Genomic DNA, 16,421 nt, shown 5'->3' with positions numbered 1-16,421 from the left:
AGCGCCGGTTCCCCAGACGATCACCGGCAGGAAGGCCTACGACCTGGGACGACCTCGGTCGACCGCATCACGGAACGGCGGGACGGCGTTCACTCAGCGGCGCCCGGAAGCACCGCCATACGGGACGAGCGCAGCCGCCGGGACGTCGGCGGGTCAGAACTGGCTCAGTGCCGTCGTCACCCGAGCACGGGTGGCCCTGGCGGCGGGGACGACGGAGACGCAGGCAGCCACGACGACCGCGATGGTTCCGGCCAGCAGCAGCGTTCCGAGCGGAGGCATCTGGGCGATGCCCGCACCGACACCGCTCGCGTGTCCCTGCAGATTGATCAGTCGGTCCGAGACCAGGACACCGACGGCGGTCCCGGCGAGCACCGCCACCGTGGTCAGCAGGCTGGTGCTGGTGACGATGACCGCCGTCACCTGCCTCGGCGTCAGACCCATGGCGCGCAGCACAGCCAGGTCGCGGATGTGGTCGCGCAGCCCGGAACCGGTGGCCGTGACGAGTTCGGCCAGTCCGATCAGTGCCAGCACCACGACGAGCCCGATGACCACCCCACGGACCGCGCCCAGTTGGTCCGCCGGATTGGTGGTCAGCTGGACGTCGAGTTGGTTGTGCGAGGCGGCGAGAAGACCGGCCCGCACCCCGCTCGGGCTCGCCCCGGGCCGCAACACCAGGGCGTAGTACTGGGGTTGGGGCAGGCCGACCGGACCTTCGAGGGCTTCCATTCCCACGGAGAGCATTTCGCCGTTGTGGTCGGGCTCGATGCTGCGCCCGACGATGTGCAGGATGCGCGGGGTCCCGCCGGTCATCACGCGCACCCACTGGCCGACCTTGACATGCATCTGGTCGAGTGCGCCCTGCCCCGCCACCGCCTCGTCGGTGTCCTGGATTCCGCGGCCTTCGGCCAAGGCGAAGGGGTAGGGCCGTGCGACGGTGCCCAGGCCGCGGACGGTGATCGTCGTGGTCTGCCCGGGCACCAGCGCCTGGAGTTCGACCCCGGGATAGGCGGCGGCCACACCTGCTTGCCGACTCAGCAGACGGCTGGCGGACGCCGCGTCGATGCCACTGGGCTTGGCGGTGAGCGTGGCCGCGAGTCCCACCCGTTCGGGGTGGTCCCGGAAGCCGTCCAGCGTGGCCCAACTCCCCAGCGCCACAGTGATCATGAGCATCGGGATGGCCAGCCGTGCGATGGTGAGTCCGGCGCGCAGCGGACGGTAGAAGGCGTCCCGTGCGCCGAGGACCAGGGCCGGGGGCAGCCGCAGCAGCAGTGCGAGCCGGGCCAGCAGTGACATCCGGCGTACCGGGCGGTCGGCCCGTACGGTGGGTACCGCCGGTACCCGTCCGGCCCGCCAGGCCGGTAGCGCGGTGGCCAGGGCGATGGTCAGCACCGCGCCGACGCCGGTGGCCAGCAGAGCGCCGAGATGGTCGGGCTGGGCCTGCCAGAAGGTCATGGCCTCGCCGAGCGGGCTGGGCAGCAGCGGCCCGATCCCGCTGGCCGCCGCCGTTCCCAGGACGATGCCGACCACGGCAAGCGCGCTGTGCTCGTAGAGGAACATGCGGACGAGCTGGGCCGGGGTGAATCCCACCGCCTTGAGCATGGCGATGTCCCGGACCTGTGCCAGTACCCGGCTGCCCGCCGCACCGGCGACCGCCAGCGCGGCCGCCAGCAGCGCCACCAGTCCGAACACCGCGAGCAGCAGCCCCAGCAGCCGGTTGTCGAGGTTCATGGAGCTGCGTACCTGCTGCCAGGTGGACACCATGGTCACCTGGTCGCTGCCGAGTGCGGTGACAGCCTGCTGAGCGGTGAAGTCGGTGGTCGCGGGGTCGCGCAGGCGCAGTCCGACGGTCTGCGCGGTGTGGCTGGGGTCAGGCTCGATCCGGCCCAGGGTGCTCGGCAGCACCCAGCCGAGGCCGGGCGTCCAGTTCGGGTAGGCGCCCTGGTCGGCGGTGTCGGCGACGCCGAGCACCCGCATGGTGTGGGTGGCGCCGTCGAGGCCTCGGACCGTGACGGAGTCTCCGGCGGCCGCCCACATCGAGCGGGCGAACGAGCTCTCCAGTACGACTCCGTTGGACACCGACGGGTCCAGCCAGCGCCCGGAACGCATCAACGGGCGGGAGACCTTCGGCAGCGCCGGACCCACGGCCCGTAGCTCCAACGGGACCTTCTCCGCGCTGCGGACCAGGGTCGAGGGGGCGGTCCGGTACGGGCCCGCGACCGCCGCGACGCCGTCCAGCCGGGCGAGCGGTGCGGTGTCCACGCCGGGGCGCACATGCAGCCACAGGTGGGCGCCGTTGGACTGCCCGAAGGTCCGTTGCCAGGGGTTTCCGGCGTTCTGCAGTAGGGCGTTGGCGAGGATCAGGGACACCGTGATGACGGCGGTGACCAGGACCATCAGTGCGGCCTGGCCGCGATGGGCACGCAGATCGGCGAACTCCCAGCGAAGGACCGCGCGCATCGCTCAGCCCTTCAACTGCACTACGTCGGCGACCGTGCCGCCGCCGTTCGCGGGCAGGGAGACCGCCGAGTCGTCGGCTATCTCGCCGTCGAACAGGCTGATGACGCGATCGGCCGTGCTGGCGACCCGGGCGTCATGGGTGACGAGCAGGATCGTCTGACCGCGCTCGTGGCAGCGGGACAGCAGGCGCAGCACGTCGCGGGTGTTGCGGCTGTCGAGACTGCCGGTGGGTTCGTCGGCGAGCAGCAGGCTCGGTTCGTTGATCAACGCCCGGGCAAGGGCCACGCGTTGCTGCTCGCCGCCGGACAGTGCGGCGGGTGTGCTGCGGGCCTTGTGCTCCAGTCCGAGTTCGGTGAGCAGTTCCTCCCGGCGCTCCCGGGCCTGCCGCGGCGGTGTCCCGGCCAACAGGGCGGGCAGTTCCACGTTGTCGGCCGCGGTCATGTTGGAGACGAGGTTGGAGAACTGGAAGACGAACCCGATCGACCGCCTGCGCAGCACGGCCCAGCGGGACTCCGGGAGGTCGTCGACTCGTCGGCCGTCCAGCCATATCTGGCCGCTGTCAGGGCGGTCAAGGCCGCCGAGCAGGTGGAGCAGGGTCGACTTGCCGGCACCTGACGGGCCCATGATCGCGACGAACTCGCCCCGGTCGACGCGCAGATCGACATGGCGCACCGCCCATGAGGTGGCGCCGTCGGCACGGTATGCCTTGACCAGGTCCTTGACCTGAAGCATGGCCTGCTCGGGCGCGGTGCTGGCCGGGGATGGGCCGGGGCGGCTCAATCGAGTTCCTCCTGACAGCGCTCCAGCCAGTCGAGGTCGGCCTGCAGGTGCAGCATGGCTCCCTCGATGAGCAGTTGTGCGACGCGGTTGTTCCGGTCCTCCGCGGCGGCGAGCCGCGACAGACCCCGCATGATGTTGAGGTAGTGGCGGCGCTGTTTGTTGATCAGCGCGAGCCGGTCCGTCACACCGGTCGCCGGAGCCAGGACGAGTTTCATGAAGAACTCGTCCCGCACCCGCGGGCCCTCGGTCGGCTCGGCGACCCACCCGGCGAGTGCTTCGCGGCCGGCCTCGGTGATCTCGTACACCCGCTTGTTGGGTCGCCTGGACTGGTTGACGTCCTGTCCCTGGATCAGGCCGTTCTGCTCAAGACGACTCAAAGTGACATAGATCTGTCCGATGTTCGGCTGAGGGTACGCTGCACCGAAGGTCTGTTCAAGAGCCTGCTTCAGCTCGTAGCCGTGCGCGGGTTCCTTCGCGAGAAGCGCCAGCAGCGCCAGGCGCACGGGGCCCGCCTCCTCCCTGGATGCTCAAATGCCACAGGGCGGGCGGCTCGGGACCCGCCCGCTCCCCCGTTCACTCCCTGGCCACCCTCATGGATAGGGGGTATATATAACCGCCATGTTAACGCTGGCACCACCGTAGGCGGTGCGCTGGGAGGAACACATGCGCTGGTCCATGGTGGCGCGTTGGGTGGTGACCGGGGTGCTGCTGCTCTCCGGGTGCGGCTCGCCCGCCAGCTCGGCGGTCAGCACCGGCGCCGACGGTACCGGTCCGGTAACGCTGGCCACCGGGCGGGACCTCACCGGCTATCTGCGGGGTCGACTGCAGGTGTGGAACGCCTCCCACCCGACGCAGAAGGCCACGTTGATCGAGCTGCCCGAGGCCGCCGACGACGTACGTGCCCAGATGATCAGCAATCTGCAGGCGAAGAGCGAGCGGTACGACGTGCTCAACATGGACGTCTCCTGGACCGCGGAGTTCGCCGCCGCCGGATGGATCAGTCCGCTGGACACGCATCAGTTCCCGCTCGACAAGTTCCTCAAGCCCGTTGTCGACACGGCGACCTTCCGTGACCGGCTCTACGCGGTCCCCTATGTGACCAATGCCGGAGTGCTCTACTACCGCAAGGACATCCTCGACCGCGAGCATCTGCCGCCACCGCGGACATGGGCGGACCTTGAGCGGGACGCCAGGACGGTGGCACCTCGCTACGGCCTCAAGGGCTACGCCGGCCAGTTCCTGCCGTACGAGGGGCTCACCGTCAACTACGCGGAGGCGGTGCAGTCCGCCGGTGGTCAGCTGCTGTCCGGCGAGGGCACCAAGGTCGCCGTCGACTCGCCCGCGGCCCGGCAGGCACTGGACTTCCTGGTGCGCGGGGTACGCGAGGGCTGGATCCCGCAGGAGGCGTTGACCTTCAAGGAGGAGGAGTCCCGCCAGGCGTTCCAGGACGGCCGCTACCTGTTCATGCGGAACTGGCCGTACGCGTACGACCTGGGCGAGGCGAAGGGCTCGCCGATCGCGGGCAGGTTCGGCGTGGTGCCGCTGCCCGGTCTTGACGGGCCGGGTTCCAGTTCGCTCGGCGGCTCCAACCTCGCCGTGAGCAGCTACTCGCGGCACCAGAAGACGGCGCGGGCGCTGATCCGGTTCCTCACCGGGCTGGACAACGAACGCCAGGTGCTGCTGCAGGGCTCGCTGCCGCCGGTGTGGGCGCAGCTGTACACCGATCCGGCGCTGGTCAGGCGGTATCCGTATCTGCCGGTGCTGCGGCAGAGCATCCTGTCGGCCAAGCCCCGTCCCAAGACTCCGGACTACGACCAGGTGAGCCTCGCGGTGGCCGAGGCGGCGCACGACGCCCTCACGCTGCGGCGCTCGCCGGACGAGGCGACGGCCCGGCTGGCGGACGAACTGGGCACCATCGTCCGCGGTCCCTGACGGCGGCGGCCCACCCCTTCACCTCCGGGTAGCACCGGCAGTCCTACGGCACTGCCGGTGCTTCGGCATGCCTGCTTCCGGTTCGTACCGCGTCGGCCTCCCGCAACGCCGTTGACACATGCCCGTCATGCATCCGAGCCGGCGAGCGCGTGAGCAGGGACATCACCCCGGCGCGGAAATATCTGTTCTCACCGTTGACACATACTCGACGGCTATACATAACATGCATGCACCTCGCCCCGGGGCGTCAGCAAGGCCCCGAGGTTCCGGCACCGTACGCCGCACCGCGGGCAGACCCCACCGACACGCCAGCCAGCCGAACCGGCCGTGGCCCGCGTCGGCGATCGAACAACAGAGCTATTCGCGTGTGCGGGTCACACGCCTGACCAGGACGGTGACGGATGATCGGCGCTCCGGTGTACGACGACTCGGCGGGAAGCACGGTGCGCACGGCACCGGTGCCGGGGCCGAGAGCGGGGAACGCCCCGGGCGTGCCCCGCCAGTGGTGGCGGGACGCGCTGATCTACCAGGTCTATGTCCGCAGCTTCCTGGACAGCACCGGTGACGGCATCGGCGACCTCGCGGGAGTCAGCGCCGGACTGCCGTACCTCAAGCGACTCGGGGTGGACGGCATCTGGCTCACCCCGTTCTATCCGTCGCCGCAGCACGACCACGGGTACGACGTCGCCGACTACTGCGATGTGGACCCGCTCTACGGCGACCTCGCGGCCTTCGACCGACTGGTGCGCGATGCGCACCGGCTGGGTCTCAAGTGCCTGGTCGACATCGTCCCCAACCACTGCTCGAGCGAGCACCCCTGGTTCCGCCAGGCGCTCGCCGACGGCCCCGGCAGCGCCGCGCGCTCCCGCTTCCACTTCGCCCCGGGGCGCGGCGCGCACGGCGAACTGCCGCCCAACAACTGGCGGGCGATGTTCGGCGGTCCGGCGTGGACTCGGATCGTCGAATCCGATGGCACCCCGGGCGAGTGGTACCTACATCTCTTCACCCCCGAGCAGCCCGACTGGAACTGGCGCCATCCCGCGGTGCGCCGCCACTTCGAGCAGGTGCTGCGCTTCTGGCTGGACCGCGGCATCGACGGATTCCGCATCGACGTGGCCGCGGGCCTGTTCAAGCACCCCGAACTGCCGGACTCCGCCGACCCCGAAGCCGACGAACGAACCCGGGACTCGGTCAACCCCCTGGCGTGGAACCAGCCCGAGGTGCACCAGGTGTGGCGCGAATGGCGCGCGATCTGCGAGGAGTACACGGCGCTGGACGGATGCGACCGCCTCCTGGTGGGCGAGGTGTCGGTGCCGACCCCTGCCGATCAGGCCCGGTACGTACGGCCCGACGAACTCCACCAGGCCTTCTTCTTCCACCTGTTGACCGCGCCCTGGGACGCGGAGGTCTTCCAGCGCGTCATCGCCGAGGCGCTGCAAGACATCGCCGGGACCGGTTCGACGATCACCTGGGTGCTCAACAACCACGACCAGATCAGGGCCGTAACCCGTTACGCCGCGCCCACCCCCGCTGACGGGAGCGATCTGCCCGATCCCGGCGGCGCCCGAGCGCGGGCCGCGGCGCTGCTGATGCTCGCGCTGCCCGGCGCCGCCTACGTCTACCAGGGCGAGGAACTCGGCCTTCCCGAGGTCGTGGACCTGCCCGACGAGGTGCTCACCGACCCGATCTTCCGGCGGACCGGCAGCCGGCTGAAGGTCCGCGACGGCTGCCGGATCCCGCTGCCGTGGTCCGGCCAGGCGTCACCGTTCGGCTTCACCCCGGGCGACGCGCCGGTGCAGCCGTGGCTTCCGCAACCGGAATGGTTCGCCAACCACACCACGGAGCGGGCGCTGGCCGACACCGGGTCCTTCTGGCACCTGTACCGCGACGCAATCCATCTGCGCCGCAGCCTGCCGCAACTCGGAGCGGGCGCGGTGCGCTGGCTGGACTCGCCGCCGCAGGTCCTGGCCTTCGTCCGCGGGGAGGGCCTGGTGTGCGCCGTGAACTTCGGCGACCTGCCGGTGGCCGCACCCGTCGACGGCATCCCACTGCTCGCCAGCCGGGCCTGCCCACCAGGCGTACTGCCCGGGAACACGGCGGCCTGGTGGGTCTGCGACCACCTCACGGCCTGATCCGCGAACGCCCTACCCACTCGCCACACAACTGACAGCACTCACTCAACCAGGAGGAACACCATGAACCGCAGACTGGCAATCGGCATCACAACGGTCGCCCTGGCGATGGCATCGACCGCATGCGGTGGCGGCGGGTCCTCCACCGCCGCGGGTGGCGCCACCTCGTCAGGGGTGAAGCTGCCCGATCTGCACGGGCAGCATCTGCAGGTCGCGGCGGTGTGGACCGGCCCGGAGCAGCAGAACTTCCTCAAGGTGATCCAGCAGTTCGACAAGTTGACCGGGGCGCAGACCAGCTTCGTACCCACCGGTGACGATGTCTCGACCTTCCTGGGCACCAAGATCCAGGGCGGCGCGGCCCCTGATGTGGCGTTCCTGCCGCAGCCGGGCGTATTGGCGCAGTTCGCCAAGGCGGGCTGGCTCAAGCCGGTCAACTCGGCCGTCGACAAGGAGCTTTCCAGTAACTACAGCTCCGGCTGGAAGAACCTCGGCGCGTCCGGCGGCAAGCAGTACGGCGTCTACTTCAAGGCCGCCAACAAGTCCACGGTCTGGTACAACACCAGCGCCTTCCAGACGGCCGGGATCGCCCAACCACCCACCACCTGGGCCGAGTTCCTCAAAGACGCGCAGACCATCTCGGACTCCGGTACGACGCCGGTCTCCGTCGGCGGGGCCGACGGCTGGACCCTCACCGACTGGTTCGAGAACATCTATCTCAGCCAGGCCGGGCCCGACCTCTACGACAAGCTGACCAAGCACCAGAACAAGTGGACCGACCCCTCGGTCGCCAAGGCACTGACCACTCTCGGCCAGTTGTTCGGCAAGTCCTCGCTGATCGCGGGCGGCAATCGCGGCGCGCTGCAGACCGAGTTCCCGACCTCTGTCGACCAGACCTTCGCCAACCCGCCGAAGGCCGCCATGGTCTACGAGGGCGACTTCGTGGCCACCAACATCGCCAGCGACACCAAGGCGAAGCTCGGCACGGACGCCAAGTTCTTCCCGTTCCCGGCTGTCGACGGCGGGAAGGCACCGCTGGTCTCCGGCGGCGACGTGGCGGTGGCGCTCAAGGACAACGCGGGTGCGCAGGCACTGCTGCAGTACCTGGCGTCGCCCGACGCGGCGCGGATCGCGGTCCAGCAGGGCGGGTTCATCTCCCCCGACAAGGCGCTGGACCTGTCCGTGTACCCGAACGCCACCCAACGCGCGCTCGCGCAGTCGGTGATCCAGGCCGGCGACACCTTCCGCTTCGACATGTCCGACCAGGCACCGGCGGCCTTCGGCGGCACCAAGGGGCAGGGTGAGTGGAAGGACCTCCAGGACTTCCTCGCCAACCCGTCCGACGTGGCCGGGGCGCAGGGCAAGCTGGAGGCGGACGCCGCCAAGGCCTACGGCAACGCGGGCTGAGGTGACGGAGTTGGCAGGCCAGACCGTGGCCGCGAGCGCCCCCCAGGGCGCTCCGGCCCGCCCCAGCACACCCAACGGACGCGTTCCGCGTCGCCCGCGCTCGCTGATCGGCGCCCGGCCCTGGGCCGCCGCCTGCTTCCTGCTGCCAGCGCTCGTGGTGCTCGGCGCACTGGTGGCGTACCCCATCGGCTGGACCGTGGTGCGCAGCCTGTTCGGCGCCGACGGCTTCGCGCGCTTCGTGGGGCCGGGCAACTACGTCAACGTCTTCACCGACCATCAGACCCTCACCGCGCTGGAGAACAACGCCATCTGGGTCGTGGTGGCGCCGACCCTGGCCACCGCACTCGGGCTGATCTTCGCGGTACTGACCGAACGGATCCGCTGGGGCACCGCCTTCAAGCTGGTGGTCTTCATGCCGATGGCCATCTCAATGCTGGCGGCCGGCATCATCTTCCGCCTGGTCTACGACCAGGACCCGGCCAAGGGCGTGGCCAACGCGGTGGTGGTCGGTGTGCACGACACCTTCTTCAAGGCCTCCGCCTATCCGGGGGCGCATCCGCGGGCCGGGAGCGCTCTGGCCGCTTCCGACGACGGCGGCTACACCACCACCGCGGCCGTCTCCCCCGGCACCCCGGCAATGCTGCCGCTCGTCGGCATCGCGCCCACCACGCTGCACGGCGCGCAGCAGGCCGCCGTCCCCGCCCACTGCCCGTCAGGTGCGGTGTGCGGAACGGTGTGGCTGGACTTCAAGCCGGGCGGTGGCGGCACACCGGGCAAGATCGAGCCGGGTATGAAGGCCCTGTCCGGCATGCGGATCCAGGCGGTACGCGACGGCCATACGGTCGCCACCGCCACCTCGGCCAAGGACGGCACGTTCGTCCTTCCGGCGTCCAGTGTCGCCGGGGGCCCGGTGCGGCTGAGCCTGCCGGAGTCCAACTTCACGGCGCAGTACGGGGGCGTCAACTGGCTCGGCCCGACCCTGGTGACCTGGTCCATCATCGGCTCGTACATCTGGATGTGGACCGGTTTCGCGATGGTGCTCATCGCGGCCGGGCTGGCAGGAGTGCCACGGGAGCTGCTTGAGGCCGCCCGGGTGGACGGCGCGAGCGAATGGCAGGTCTTCCGGAAGATCACCGTGCCGCTGCTGGCCCCGGTGCTCGTCGTGGTCCTGGTCACGCTGATCATCAACGTGCTCAAGGTCTTCGACCTGGTGTACGTCATCGCGCCCGGACCCACCCAGCAGGACGCCAACGTGCTCGCCCTGCAGTTGTACCTCTCCTCTTTCGGCGGCGGCAACGACCAGGGAGTGGGCAGCGCCCTCGGGGTCGTGCTGCTGCTCCTCGTACTGCCCGCCATGTTCTTCAACATCCGCCGCTTCCGGAAGGAGCGCTCCCGGTGACCGCCGTCGACTCCCCCCGGCCCATCCCCAGTCTGCCCGCTCGTCTGACCGCCCGGTTCGGCGGTGGCGCGATGCGGCTGGCGCTGCTGCTGGTCGCGCTGTTCTGGCTGGTGCCCACCCTCGGGCTGCTGGTCTCGTCGCTGCGCGGCCCCACCGACATCCAGAGCTCCGGATGGTGGCAGGTCTTCACCAGCCCGGCGCAGCTGACTCTGCACAACTACGCGAGTCTGATGGGCAATTCGGCGATCACCCACGCCCTGCTCAACACCGTGCTGATCACCGTCCCCGCCACCCTCCTCGTCGTCGTCATCGGCGCCGCGGCCGGATACGCCTTCGCCTGGCTGGAGTTCCCCGGCAGGGACTGGCTGTTCCTGCTGCTCATCGGGCTGCTGGTGGTCCCCGTGCAGGTCGCGCTGATACCGGTCACCGACCTGTATGCCCGACTCGGTATCTTCGGCAGCCTGTTCGGCGTCATCCTCTTCCACACGGCCTTCGGTCTGCCGTTCGCCATCTTCCTGCTGCGCAACTTCTTCGCCGAGATCCCGCGCGAACTACTGGAGGCGGCGCGGCTGGACGGTGCGGGCGAACTGCGGTTGTTCGCCCGGGTGGTGCTGCCACTGGGCGGCCCGGCCATCGCTTCGCTGGCCATCTTCCAGTTCCTGTGGGTGTGGAACGACATGCTGGTGGCGCTGATCTTCGCCAACAGCAACTCCGCACCGCTTACCGTCGCGCTCCAGCAGCAGACCCGCCAGTTCGGCGACAACATCGACGTGCTGTCCTCGGGCGCCTTCCTGTCCATGGTGATCCCGCTGGCCGTCTTCTTCGCCTTCCAGCGCCAGTTCGTCAACGGCATCATGGCGGGCGCGGTGAAGTAGTCCTGTCGGATATCGGGGACAAGTCCGCGGCAGTTGTGGAAGCCGTCTGCCACACCCCGTAGCTCCTTCTTCGCCACTCTGCGCCGAACGGTGGGCGTGGCTCTGGGTGAGCCGGGGGTCATCAGGGTGTCCATCGCCCGATGTTCCTTGCCCGACGCCGGGCAGGCCCCGCCGATCAGGCTTCGTTCATCGCGCGCTCCAGCAGGGCGGTCGCTTCGTCGAGTTGACGGCCAGCTCGGCTACGACGATGTAGGTCGGAACACCGGCGAGGTGGAAGAGCAGTCTCTCGACGCGGAAGCGGCCCTCGCGCGCCTCGGCGAGTTGGTGCTCGACGTCGTCAAGGTCGCGGTGGTGCACGTCGATGTGCCGGTCGTCGACGTGCAGCCAGGCACCGCGGTTGAACACGCCGCCCCATCCGCCGATGTCGCACGCCTGTCCCTGCCAGTCGAGGGCGCGCAGACTGTCGGGGCGGAACGCCCCTCGGTAGTAGATGGCGAAGTCCCAATCGCTGTCCGGTCCGTGTGTCCCGGTGGCACGTGAGCCTCCCAGCGCGACTGCTTGCACACAGGGCAACGCCGCGAGCTGTTGCGTGATGTGGTCGAGGAAGGCTTCGCCATCGTCTCCCGGCATGGACGCGAGCGTATCGATCGCGTTCCGCGGACGCGGTTCTTTTCCCTCCGCGCTGGACCGGCCTGGACCATCGCAGCCTCTGGTGGCCCGGTGGACCATGGCCGTGGTCACATGTCCAGCACCAGGTCCGCCGACGGACGCGAACAGCAGATGAGGGCGTTGCCTTCGGCCGGTGCCTCGATCGGCTCCGGCGAGTAGTCGACACGGCCCAAGAGCACGGCGGTCTCGCAGGTGTGGCACACCCCGGTGCGGCAGGACCACCGCACCGGAATGTCGCAGGCCTCAGCGAGTTCGAGCAGTGTCCCGTAGCCGGGATGCCATGGCACGGCGAGGCCACTGCGGGCGAACGAGACGGTGGGGCCCGGCGCTTGGCCGGGTGGGTGAGCGGGCTGGTGCGGGACCTTGCCGGCTTGCGGCGCGATGCCGGGGGTGATCGCCGACAGCGCGCCGAAGGCCTCGGTGCGGATGCGGTCGGCCGCAAGCCCGCACGCCCCCAGGGCGTTGGTCATGTCCTCCATGAACGCGGTCGGTCCGCAGATGTAGGCATCCGCGTCCTGCGGGGGATCGAGGCCACGGATGCTCTCCGCCGAGAGCCGCCCAGCGGTGGTGTAGTCGATGCCTGCCCGGTCACCGTCGCGCGGACGGCTGTACGAGATGTAGGCGCGGCTGTTCGGCAGTCGGGCCAGTAGGGCACGCGTCTCGTCGGCGAAGGGGTGATTGCGGCTGTCGCGTGCCCCATGCAGCCACCACACCGGGCGTCGGGAGTCCGCGTCGGCAAGCGCGTGGAGCATGGCGAGCACCGGAGTCGCGCCGACTCCGGCGGACAGCAGCAGGACGGGGACGGTGCCTCGGGCCAGGGTGAACGTTCCCCGCGGCGCCGCCACTTCGAGCACGTCACCCACCGCCAGGTGCTCGCGCAGGTAGGTGCTCGCGGCGCCGTGCGGCTCCTGCTTCACGCTGATCCGGTACTCCGCGGCGCCCGGCCGACCGGACAGCGAGTAGCTGCGGATCAAGGGCGGACCGTTCGCGTCCGGGCGTAGCCGCACCGTGATGAACTGGCCGGGCAGTGCCGCCGGGAGCGGCGAGCCATCGGTCGAGGCCATGGTGATGGAGAAGATGCTGCTGCTCTCCGGGTCGATGCGGGAGACCTTCAGCGAACGGAATCCCGGCCATGCCGGCGGCGGGCTGACGGCGGCCGAGGTCAGTCCGGCGTTGCCCGCGGTCGCGCCCGGCTGGCGGTCCGCCTCCTCCAGCAGGGATTGCATCGAGCTCTTCCATCCCGGGCTCAGCGCCGGGATGCGCAGGGCACGCTCGACTTGCGATCGCTCGTGACCTGGCATGTAGAGCAGAGCGTCTATCTCCGCGACGGTCATCTGCCCAGGTCCGGAGGCGACTTTGACGATCTCGTCGCCCGCCTCGACCTCCCCTTCGGTGAGTACGCGGAAATAGAAGCCCGGACGCGCATGAGCGACGAGCAGAGCGGCCATCTGCGGCTCGTCCATCCGCAACCCCACCCGGTAGCAGGTCACACGGGGCTGGGTGACCTCGAACACCGCGCTTCCGATGCGGTAGCGGTCGCCGATGCACACTTCGTCATCGGGTAGTCCATCGACCGTGAAGTTCTCGCCGAACTGGCCGAAGGTGAAATCGTCTCGCTTCAGCTGTTCCTGCCAGTAGCGGTACGAGTCGATCTGGTAGACCAGCACGGCGCGCTGCTCGCCACCGTGCCCGGCGAGGTCGCCCTGGCCGTCGCCGTCCACATTGAGCCGCCGAACCGTCCGGGGCCCCGTGACGGGCTGCTTCCAGACTCCGGTGTGTGTCGTCCTGCCATGCCAGCGGACGTCCTTGGGCAGGCCGACGTTCACGGAGAGCAGAGTGGCCATGTGCCCATCTCCTTCAGTGGGCGACACCCCGGCTCTTGCCACGCTAATCTCCACGGCGTACTTCGCAATCGGGGCCTTGCCCGCACGCTGTTTCGACGTGGTCACACCGGGCGTCCGGTGCCAGCGGCCCATCCGCGGTGCGGGGGCACCGCGTCTCACGGTTCGATGACGAGGCCTTCGATGAGGCCGTCGCGCAGGGTGAACTGGTAGCGCAGGTCGACGGTGCCGCCTGGGAAGTTGCCCGCCAGATGGTGCGTGACGGTGTAGTGGGTGGCGTCGGTCTGCTGTGCGCCGGTGGGTTCGATGGTGTACGTGTACTCGCTGGCCGAGCGGGTCAGCCAGTGCTCCATCGCCGCGGTGCCCTCGTACGTCTTGTTGTCGTCGACCACGGTCGCGTCGGCGGTGAACGTGGTGATCATTGTGTCGGTGTCATGCGCCCGTGCGCCTTCAGATCGCGGGTGACCGCGTCGGGGAGCGCGGCTGGGGCGATGCTACGGGGCTGGTTGTCGTTCATGGCGCTCCTGACGGTGAAGGGGGGCGGATCAGACGGTCGGGGTGGTGCCGCCGTCTATGACGTGCTCGGCGCCGGCGATGGAAGAAGCGCGGTCGGAGACGAGGAAGGCGACCAGCTCGGCGACCTCCTCGGGCCGGTCGGGGCGCCCGAGCGGGATGCCGCCGAGGGAGTCCATCGGCTGCCGCAGTGCCGCTTCGTGAGTGATACCGGCGCCGTGTGCGATCCGGTCGACGAGGTCGTCGGCCACGATGGTCTGCACGAAGCCCGAGGAGATGGTGTTGACGCGCACACCGTGCGGGGCGACCGTGTTGCCGCAGGGGCCGACAGCCGCTGATCGCCCCGGCATGCCGGTTGTACGAGGCATCCGCAGGTTGGTGGGCTCACCAAAGAACGGCGGGCCTTTCCCGAACAGATTCGCCTGGAGCTAGCGACGAGTAGTCAGCGGCTGTCCGCCGGTCACGAGTTTCAGCTCGTCCATGGATTCTCGGATGAGTTGCGACAGGGCTCGCTCGCCAGTGTCGTTGGTCCAGCGCTCGAAGGCGATCTTGAAGACGGCGATCCCCGCCTCGGCAGCCAGACTCGCGGCCGGGTCCGCCACGCCACGCTCTCGCAGCGCGTCGGCGAGAGCCGAGGAGAGTGAGGCGAGCTTGATCAGCTCGCGTTCTTGAAGCTCGGCGTTCGCGGCGATGGCGGCTTGGCGCCGTCGTGCAAACTCGCGGCGCTCCTCGAACACGGCATCGGCGACCTCATGGAGAGCCGTGGCGATCGCCTCGATCGGGGGCAAGGAAGCGGGCGCGTCGTTGACCTTGCTCACGAGCATTTCCTGGAGTGCGCCCGCACCCGCGAACAGGACCTCGCGCTTGTCGGCGAAATGCCGGAAGAACGTTCGCTCCGTGAGTCCCGCGCGCTTGGTGATCTCCGCGACGGTGGTGCTCTCGAACCCGCTCTCGCCGTACAGCTCCAGCGCCGCCTGCTCAAGGCGGCCGCGTGCGTTGGGTTCCCACCGGCTCATGCCTCGATCATACACGGCTGATGGCAGCAGCTGTCATCGGTGCGCCGATGATGACAGTTGCCGACATCATCTGTCCTCGCGCACCTCCTGCAGAGAGGACACCCCAGCCAAAGGGTGCACGCCGGTCGGTGAGTGGCTCCCCAAGCTCGCCGGCGCCGCCGCGGAGCAGTACCCCACTCCTGAGGAGCGCTGATGTTCGACCTCATCGTCATCCTCCGGGTCCCCGAGACCACAGACATCGACTCGGTCGCCGACACCGTGGCCCGGATGCGTCCCCTGTGTCTGGCCGAGGACGGCTGCGTCAATTGGGAGGCGTACCAGTCGCACGAGGATCCCGGCCGCTTCGTCCTGGTCGAGCGCTGGGCGAGTCGCGCCCATTGGGAGGCCCACGACGCCGGTGACGGACCCGGCGGGTAGGCATAGCTGCGACGAGGACCGTTTGCCGTATCGCGGTACCGCACCGGGCTTCGGCGGCGGACCGGGCACCCGAAGCCGACCCGTGCTCCCGGACCAGGAGGCGCCGTGACCACTGCCATCCCACCCGCGGTCATTCGGGGAGGCCTGCGGTGACCACCATGCGAAGGCGCCTGCACGGCGTGTGGGAGCGCTCCAGGGCAGAGGAGCTGTGGCGGAGCGGCAAGGAAGTGGAACTCATGCACCGAGCCATGGGCTTCGCCGCTCTGGCCGTGGTCACCCTGGCTCCCCTGCTGATCCTGGTGGCCGCCGCCGATCCGTTCAAACGGCGCGGGTTCGCGCTGTGGGTGGTCGACGGGATGGGATTGTCGGGCAGCTCGGCCCATTCGGTGCAACGCCTGTTCGCCGCGCCGGGGCTGGTGCTCAGCGCGACGAGTGTGTTCAGTGTTCCGGCGCTGGTGGTCTTCGGCCTGACCTTCGCCGCGAGTGTGCAGACCGGCTACGAGAAGATCTGGGGTCTGCCCAGCGGGCCCTGGCACAAGGTCTGGCGTCAGGCGGTGTGGCTGGCCGCCCTGACCGCTTATCTGTACGCGGAGGTGCAAAGCGGCCAGGTGCTGCAGCGCGGCTGGGCGGCGTCGTCGCTCCGGGTGACACTGACCTTGCTGTTCGGTGTGCTGTTCTTCTGGTGGGGGCAGTGGTTCCTGATCGGCGGCCGGGTGCACTGGCGCGCGCTGCTGCCGGGCGCCGCGGCGACGATGGTGGGCCTGGTGGGTCTACGCGGGTTCTCGGTCCTCGTCTTCGCCCCGCTGATCGTCAGCAACGCCATCAGCTACGGCGCGTTGGGCACCGTGTTGGTCGTGCAGTCATGGCTGATCGGTGTCGGCTACGTGGTCTTCGGCGGCGCCTTGTTGGGTCAGGTGTGGGCGCCCGAGGAGGACAAGAGGGTCGGCTGATGCCGACGGGGTGGGCCGATGGTGCTCAGGGAATCG

The 16,421-nt window shown here is 69.4% G+C and carries 13 protein-coding genes and 2 pseudogenes; 7 read left to right on the top strand and 8 right to left on the bottom strand.

Features of this window, described 5'->3' with window-relative positions:
• Window positions 1-153 precede the first annotated feature (153 nt).
• Genes P2L57_RS13960 through P2L57_RS13950 form a run of 3 tightly spaced genes read right to left on the bottom strand, consistent with a single transcriptional unit; the run spans window position 154 to window position 3,740 of the window.
• Complete coding sequence (locus P2L57_RS13960; protein WP_275813612.1) at window positions 154-2,457, bottom strand: ABC transporter permease; 2,304 nt, start codon at window positions 2,455-2,457, stop codon at window positions 154-156.
• 3 nt (window positions 2,458-2,460) lie between these two features.
• Entirely contained in the window at window positions 2,461-3,189 is a 729-nt protein-coding gene (locus P2L57_RS13955; RefSeq protein ID WP_275813768.1) for an ABC transporter ATP-binding protein, read from the bottom strand.
• 44 nt (window positions 3,190-3,233) lie between these two features.
• Window positions 3,234-3,740: a PadR family transcriptional regulator gene (locus P2L57_RS13950; protein ID WP_275813610.1), complete on the bottom strand. Its 507-nt coding sequence runs from the start codon at window positions 3,738-3,740 to the stop codon at window positions 3,234-3,236.
• 160 nt (window positions 3,741-3,900) lie between these two features.
• On the opposite strand from P2L57_RS13950, the gene P2L57_RS13945 reads away from it, so the two are divergent.
• From P2L57_RS13945 to P2L57_RS13925, 5 genes are all read left to right on the top strand, one after another.
• The gene (locus P2L57_RS13945) at window positions 3,901-5,169 is read left to right on the top strand and encodes an ABC transporter substrate-binding protein (protein ID WP_275813607.1); all 1,269 of its coding nucleotides are present in this window, start codon (window positions 3,901-3,903) and stop codon (window positions 5,167-5,169) included.
• 401 nt (window positions 5,170-5,570) lie between these two features.
• Window positions 5,571-7,301 (top strand): glycoside hydrolase family 13 protein, encoded by a 1,731-nt coding sequence (locus P2L57_RS13940; protein ID WP_275813605.1) that lies wholly within the window; start codon window positions 5,571-5,573, stop codon window positions 7,299-7,301.
• Between the two features lie 63 nt (window positions 7,302-7,364).
• Window positions 7,365-8,705 carry an ABC transporter substrate-binding protein gene (locus P2L57_RS13935; RefSeq protein ID WP_275813602.1) on the top strand — a complete coding sequence of 447 codons (1,341 nt, stop codon included), beginning with the start codon at window positions 7,365-7,367 and terminating at the stop codon, window positions 8,703-8,705.
• A 10-nt stretch (window positions 8,706-8,715) separates the two neighbouring features.
• A complete protein-coding gene (locus P2L57_RS13930) occupies window positions 8,716-10,104 on the top strand; it encodes a carbohydrate ABC transporter permease (RefSeq protein ID WP_372515699.1) in 1,389 nt (462 codons plus the stop codon).
• The gene (locus P2L57_RS13925) at window positions 10,101-10,979 is read left to right on the top strand and encodes a carbohydrate ABC transporter permease (protein WP_275813598.1); all 879 of its coding nucleotides are present in this window, start codon (window positions 10,101-10,103) and stop codon (window positions 10,977-10,979) included. Before P2L57_RS13930 ends, P2L57_RS13925 begins: the two co-directional genes overlap by 4 nt.
• A gap of 210 nt (window positions 10,980-11,189) precedes the next feature.
• Here P2L57_RS13925 and P2L57_RS13920 read toward each other — a convergent pair.
• From P2L57_RS13920 to P2L57_RS13900, 5 genes and pseudogenes are all read right to left on the bottom strand, one after another.
• A pseudogene (locus P2L57_RS13920) lies at window positions 11,190-11,609 on the bottom strand (nucleotidyltransferase family protein); the annotation flags it as partial.
• Between the two features lie 107 nt (window positions 11,610-11,716).
• Window positions 11,717-13,492 carry an MOSC and FAD-binding oxidoreductase domain-containing protein gene (locus P2L57_RS13915; RefSeq protein WP_275813595.1) on the bottom strand — a complete coding sequence of 592 codons (1,776 nt, stop codon included), beginning with the start codon at window positions 13,490-13,492 and terminating at the stop codon, window positions 11,717-11,719.
• Between the two features lie 155 nt (window positions 13,493-13,647).
• Window positions 13,648-13,911, bottom strand: a complete 264-nt coding sequence (locus P2L57_RS13910) for a nuclear transport factor 2 family protein (protein WP_308292472.1) — start codon at window positions 13,909-13,911, stop codon at window positions 13,648-13,650.
• A 123-nt stretch (window positions 13,912-14,034) separates the two neighbouring features.
• Window positions 14,035-14,316: pseudogene (locus P2L57_RS13905) on the bottom strand (SDR family oxidoreductase); the annotation flags it as partial.
• Window positions 14,317-14,430: 114 nt separating this feature from the next.
• Window positions 14,431-15,018 carry a TetR/AcrR family transcriptional regulator gene (locus P2L57_RS13900; protein ID WP_275813592.1) on the bottom strand — a complete coding sequence of 196 codons (588 nt, stop codon included), beginning with the start codon at window positions 15,016-15,018 and terminating at the stop codon, window positions 14,431-14,433.
• Between the two features lie 192 nt (window positions 15,019-15,210).
• Here P2L57_RS13900 and P2L57_RS13895 point away from each other — a divergent pair, with 192 nt between their 5' ends.
• Together P2L57_RS13895 and P2L57_RS13890 are read left to right on the top strand one after the other, a co-directional pair.
• On the top strand, window positions 15,211-15,435 hold the full coding sequence (locus P2L57_RS13895) for a putative quinol monooxygenase (protein ID WP_275813589.1): 225 nt from the start codon (window positions 15,211-15,213) through the stop codon (window positions 15,433-15,435).
• 158 nt (window positions 15,436-15,593) lie between these two features.
• Window positions 15,594-16,385, top strand: coding sequence for a YhjD/YihY/BrkB family envelope integrity protein (locus P2L57_RS13890; protein WP_275813762.1), 792 nt, complete (start codon window positions 15,594-15,596; stop codon window positions 16,383-16,385).
• Window positions 16,386-16,421: the final 36 nt, after the last annotated feature.

This window comes from Streptantibioticus ferralitis (assembly GCF_029223525.1).
Lineage (GTDB): Bacteria > Actinomycetota > Actinomycetes > Streptomycetales > Streptomycetaceae > Streptantibioticus_A > Streptantibioticus_A ferralitis.
The sequence above is the reverse complement of the archived record's forward strand: the minus strand, read 5'-3'. Positions and strand labels throughout refer to the sequence as shown.

Bases quoted from the DNA above. Each gene is read 5' to 3' on its own strand.
- P2L57_RS13960 (WP_275813612.1), bottom strand. From the start codon at position 2,457: ATGCGCGCGGTCCTTCGCTGGGAGTTCGCCGATCTGCGTGCCCATCGC.
- P2L57_RS13955 (WP_275813768.1), bottom strand. From the start codon at position 3,189: ATGCTTCAGGTCAAGGACCTGGTCAAGGCATACCGTGCCGACGGCGCC.
- P2L57_RS13945 (WP_275813607.1), top strand. From the start codon at position 3,901: ATGCGCTGGTCCATGGTGGCGCGTTGGGTGGTGACCGGGGTGCTGCTG.
- P2L57_RS13940 (WP_275813605.1), top strand. From the start codon at position 5,571: ATGATCGGCGCTCCGGTGTACGACGACTCGGCGGGAAGCACGGTGCGC.
- P2L57_RS13935 (WP_275813602.1), top strand. From the start codon at position 7,365: ATGAACCGCAGACTGGCAATCGGCATCACAACGGTCGCCCTGGCGATG.
- P2L57_RS13915 (WP_275813595.1), bottom strand. From the start codon at position 13,492: ATGGCCACTCTGCTCTCCGTGAACGTCGGCCTGCCCAAGGACGTCCGC.
- P2L57_RS13910 (WP_308292472.1), bottom strand. From the start codon at position 13,911: ATGATCACCACGTTCACCGCCGACGCGACCGTGGTCGACGACAACAAG.
- P2L57_RS13900 (WP_275813592.1), bottom strand. From the start codon at position 15,018: ATGAGCCGGTGGGAACCCAACGCACGCGGCCGCCTTGAGCAGGCGGCG.
- P2L57_RS13895 (WP_275813589.1), top strand. From the start codon at position 15,211: ATGTTCGACCTCATCGTCATCCTCCGGGTCCCCGAGACCACAGACATC.
- P2L57_RS13890 (WP_275813762.1), top strand. From the start codon at position 15,594: ATGCGAAGGCGCCTGCACGGCGTGTGGGAGCGCTCCAGGGCAGAGGAG.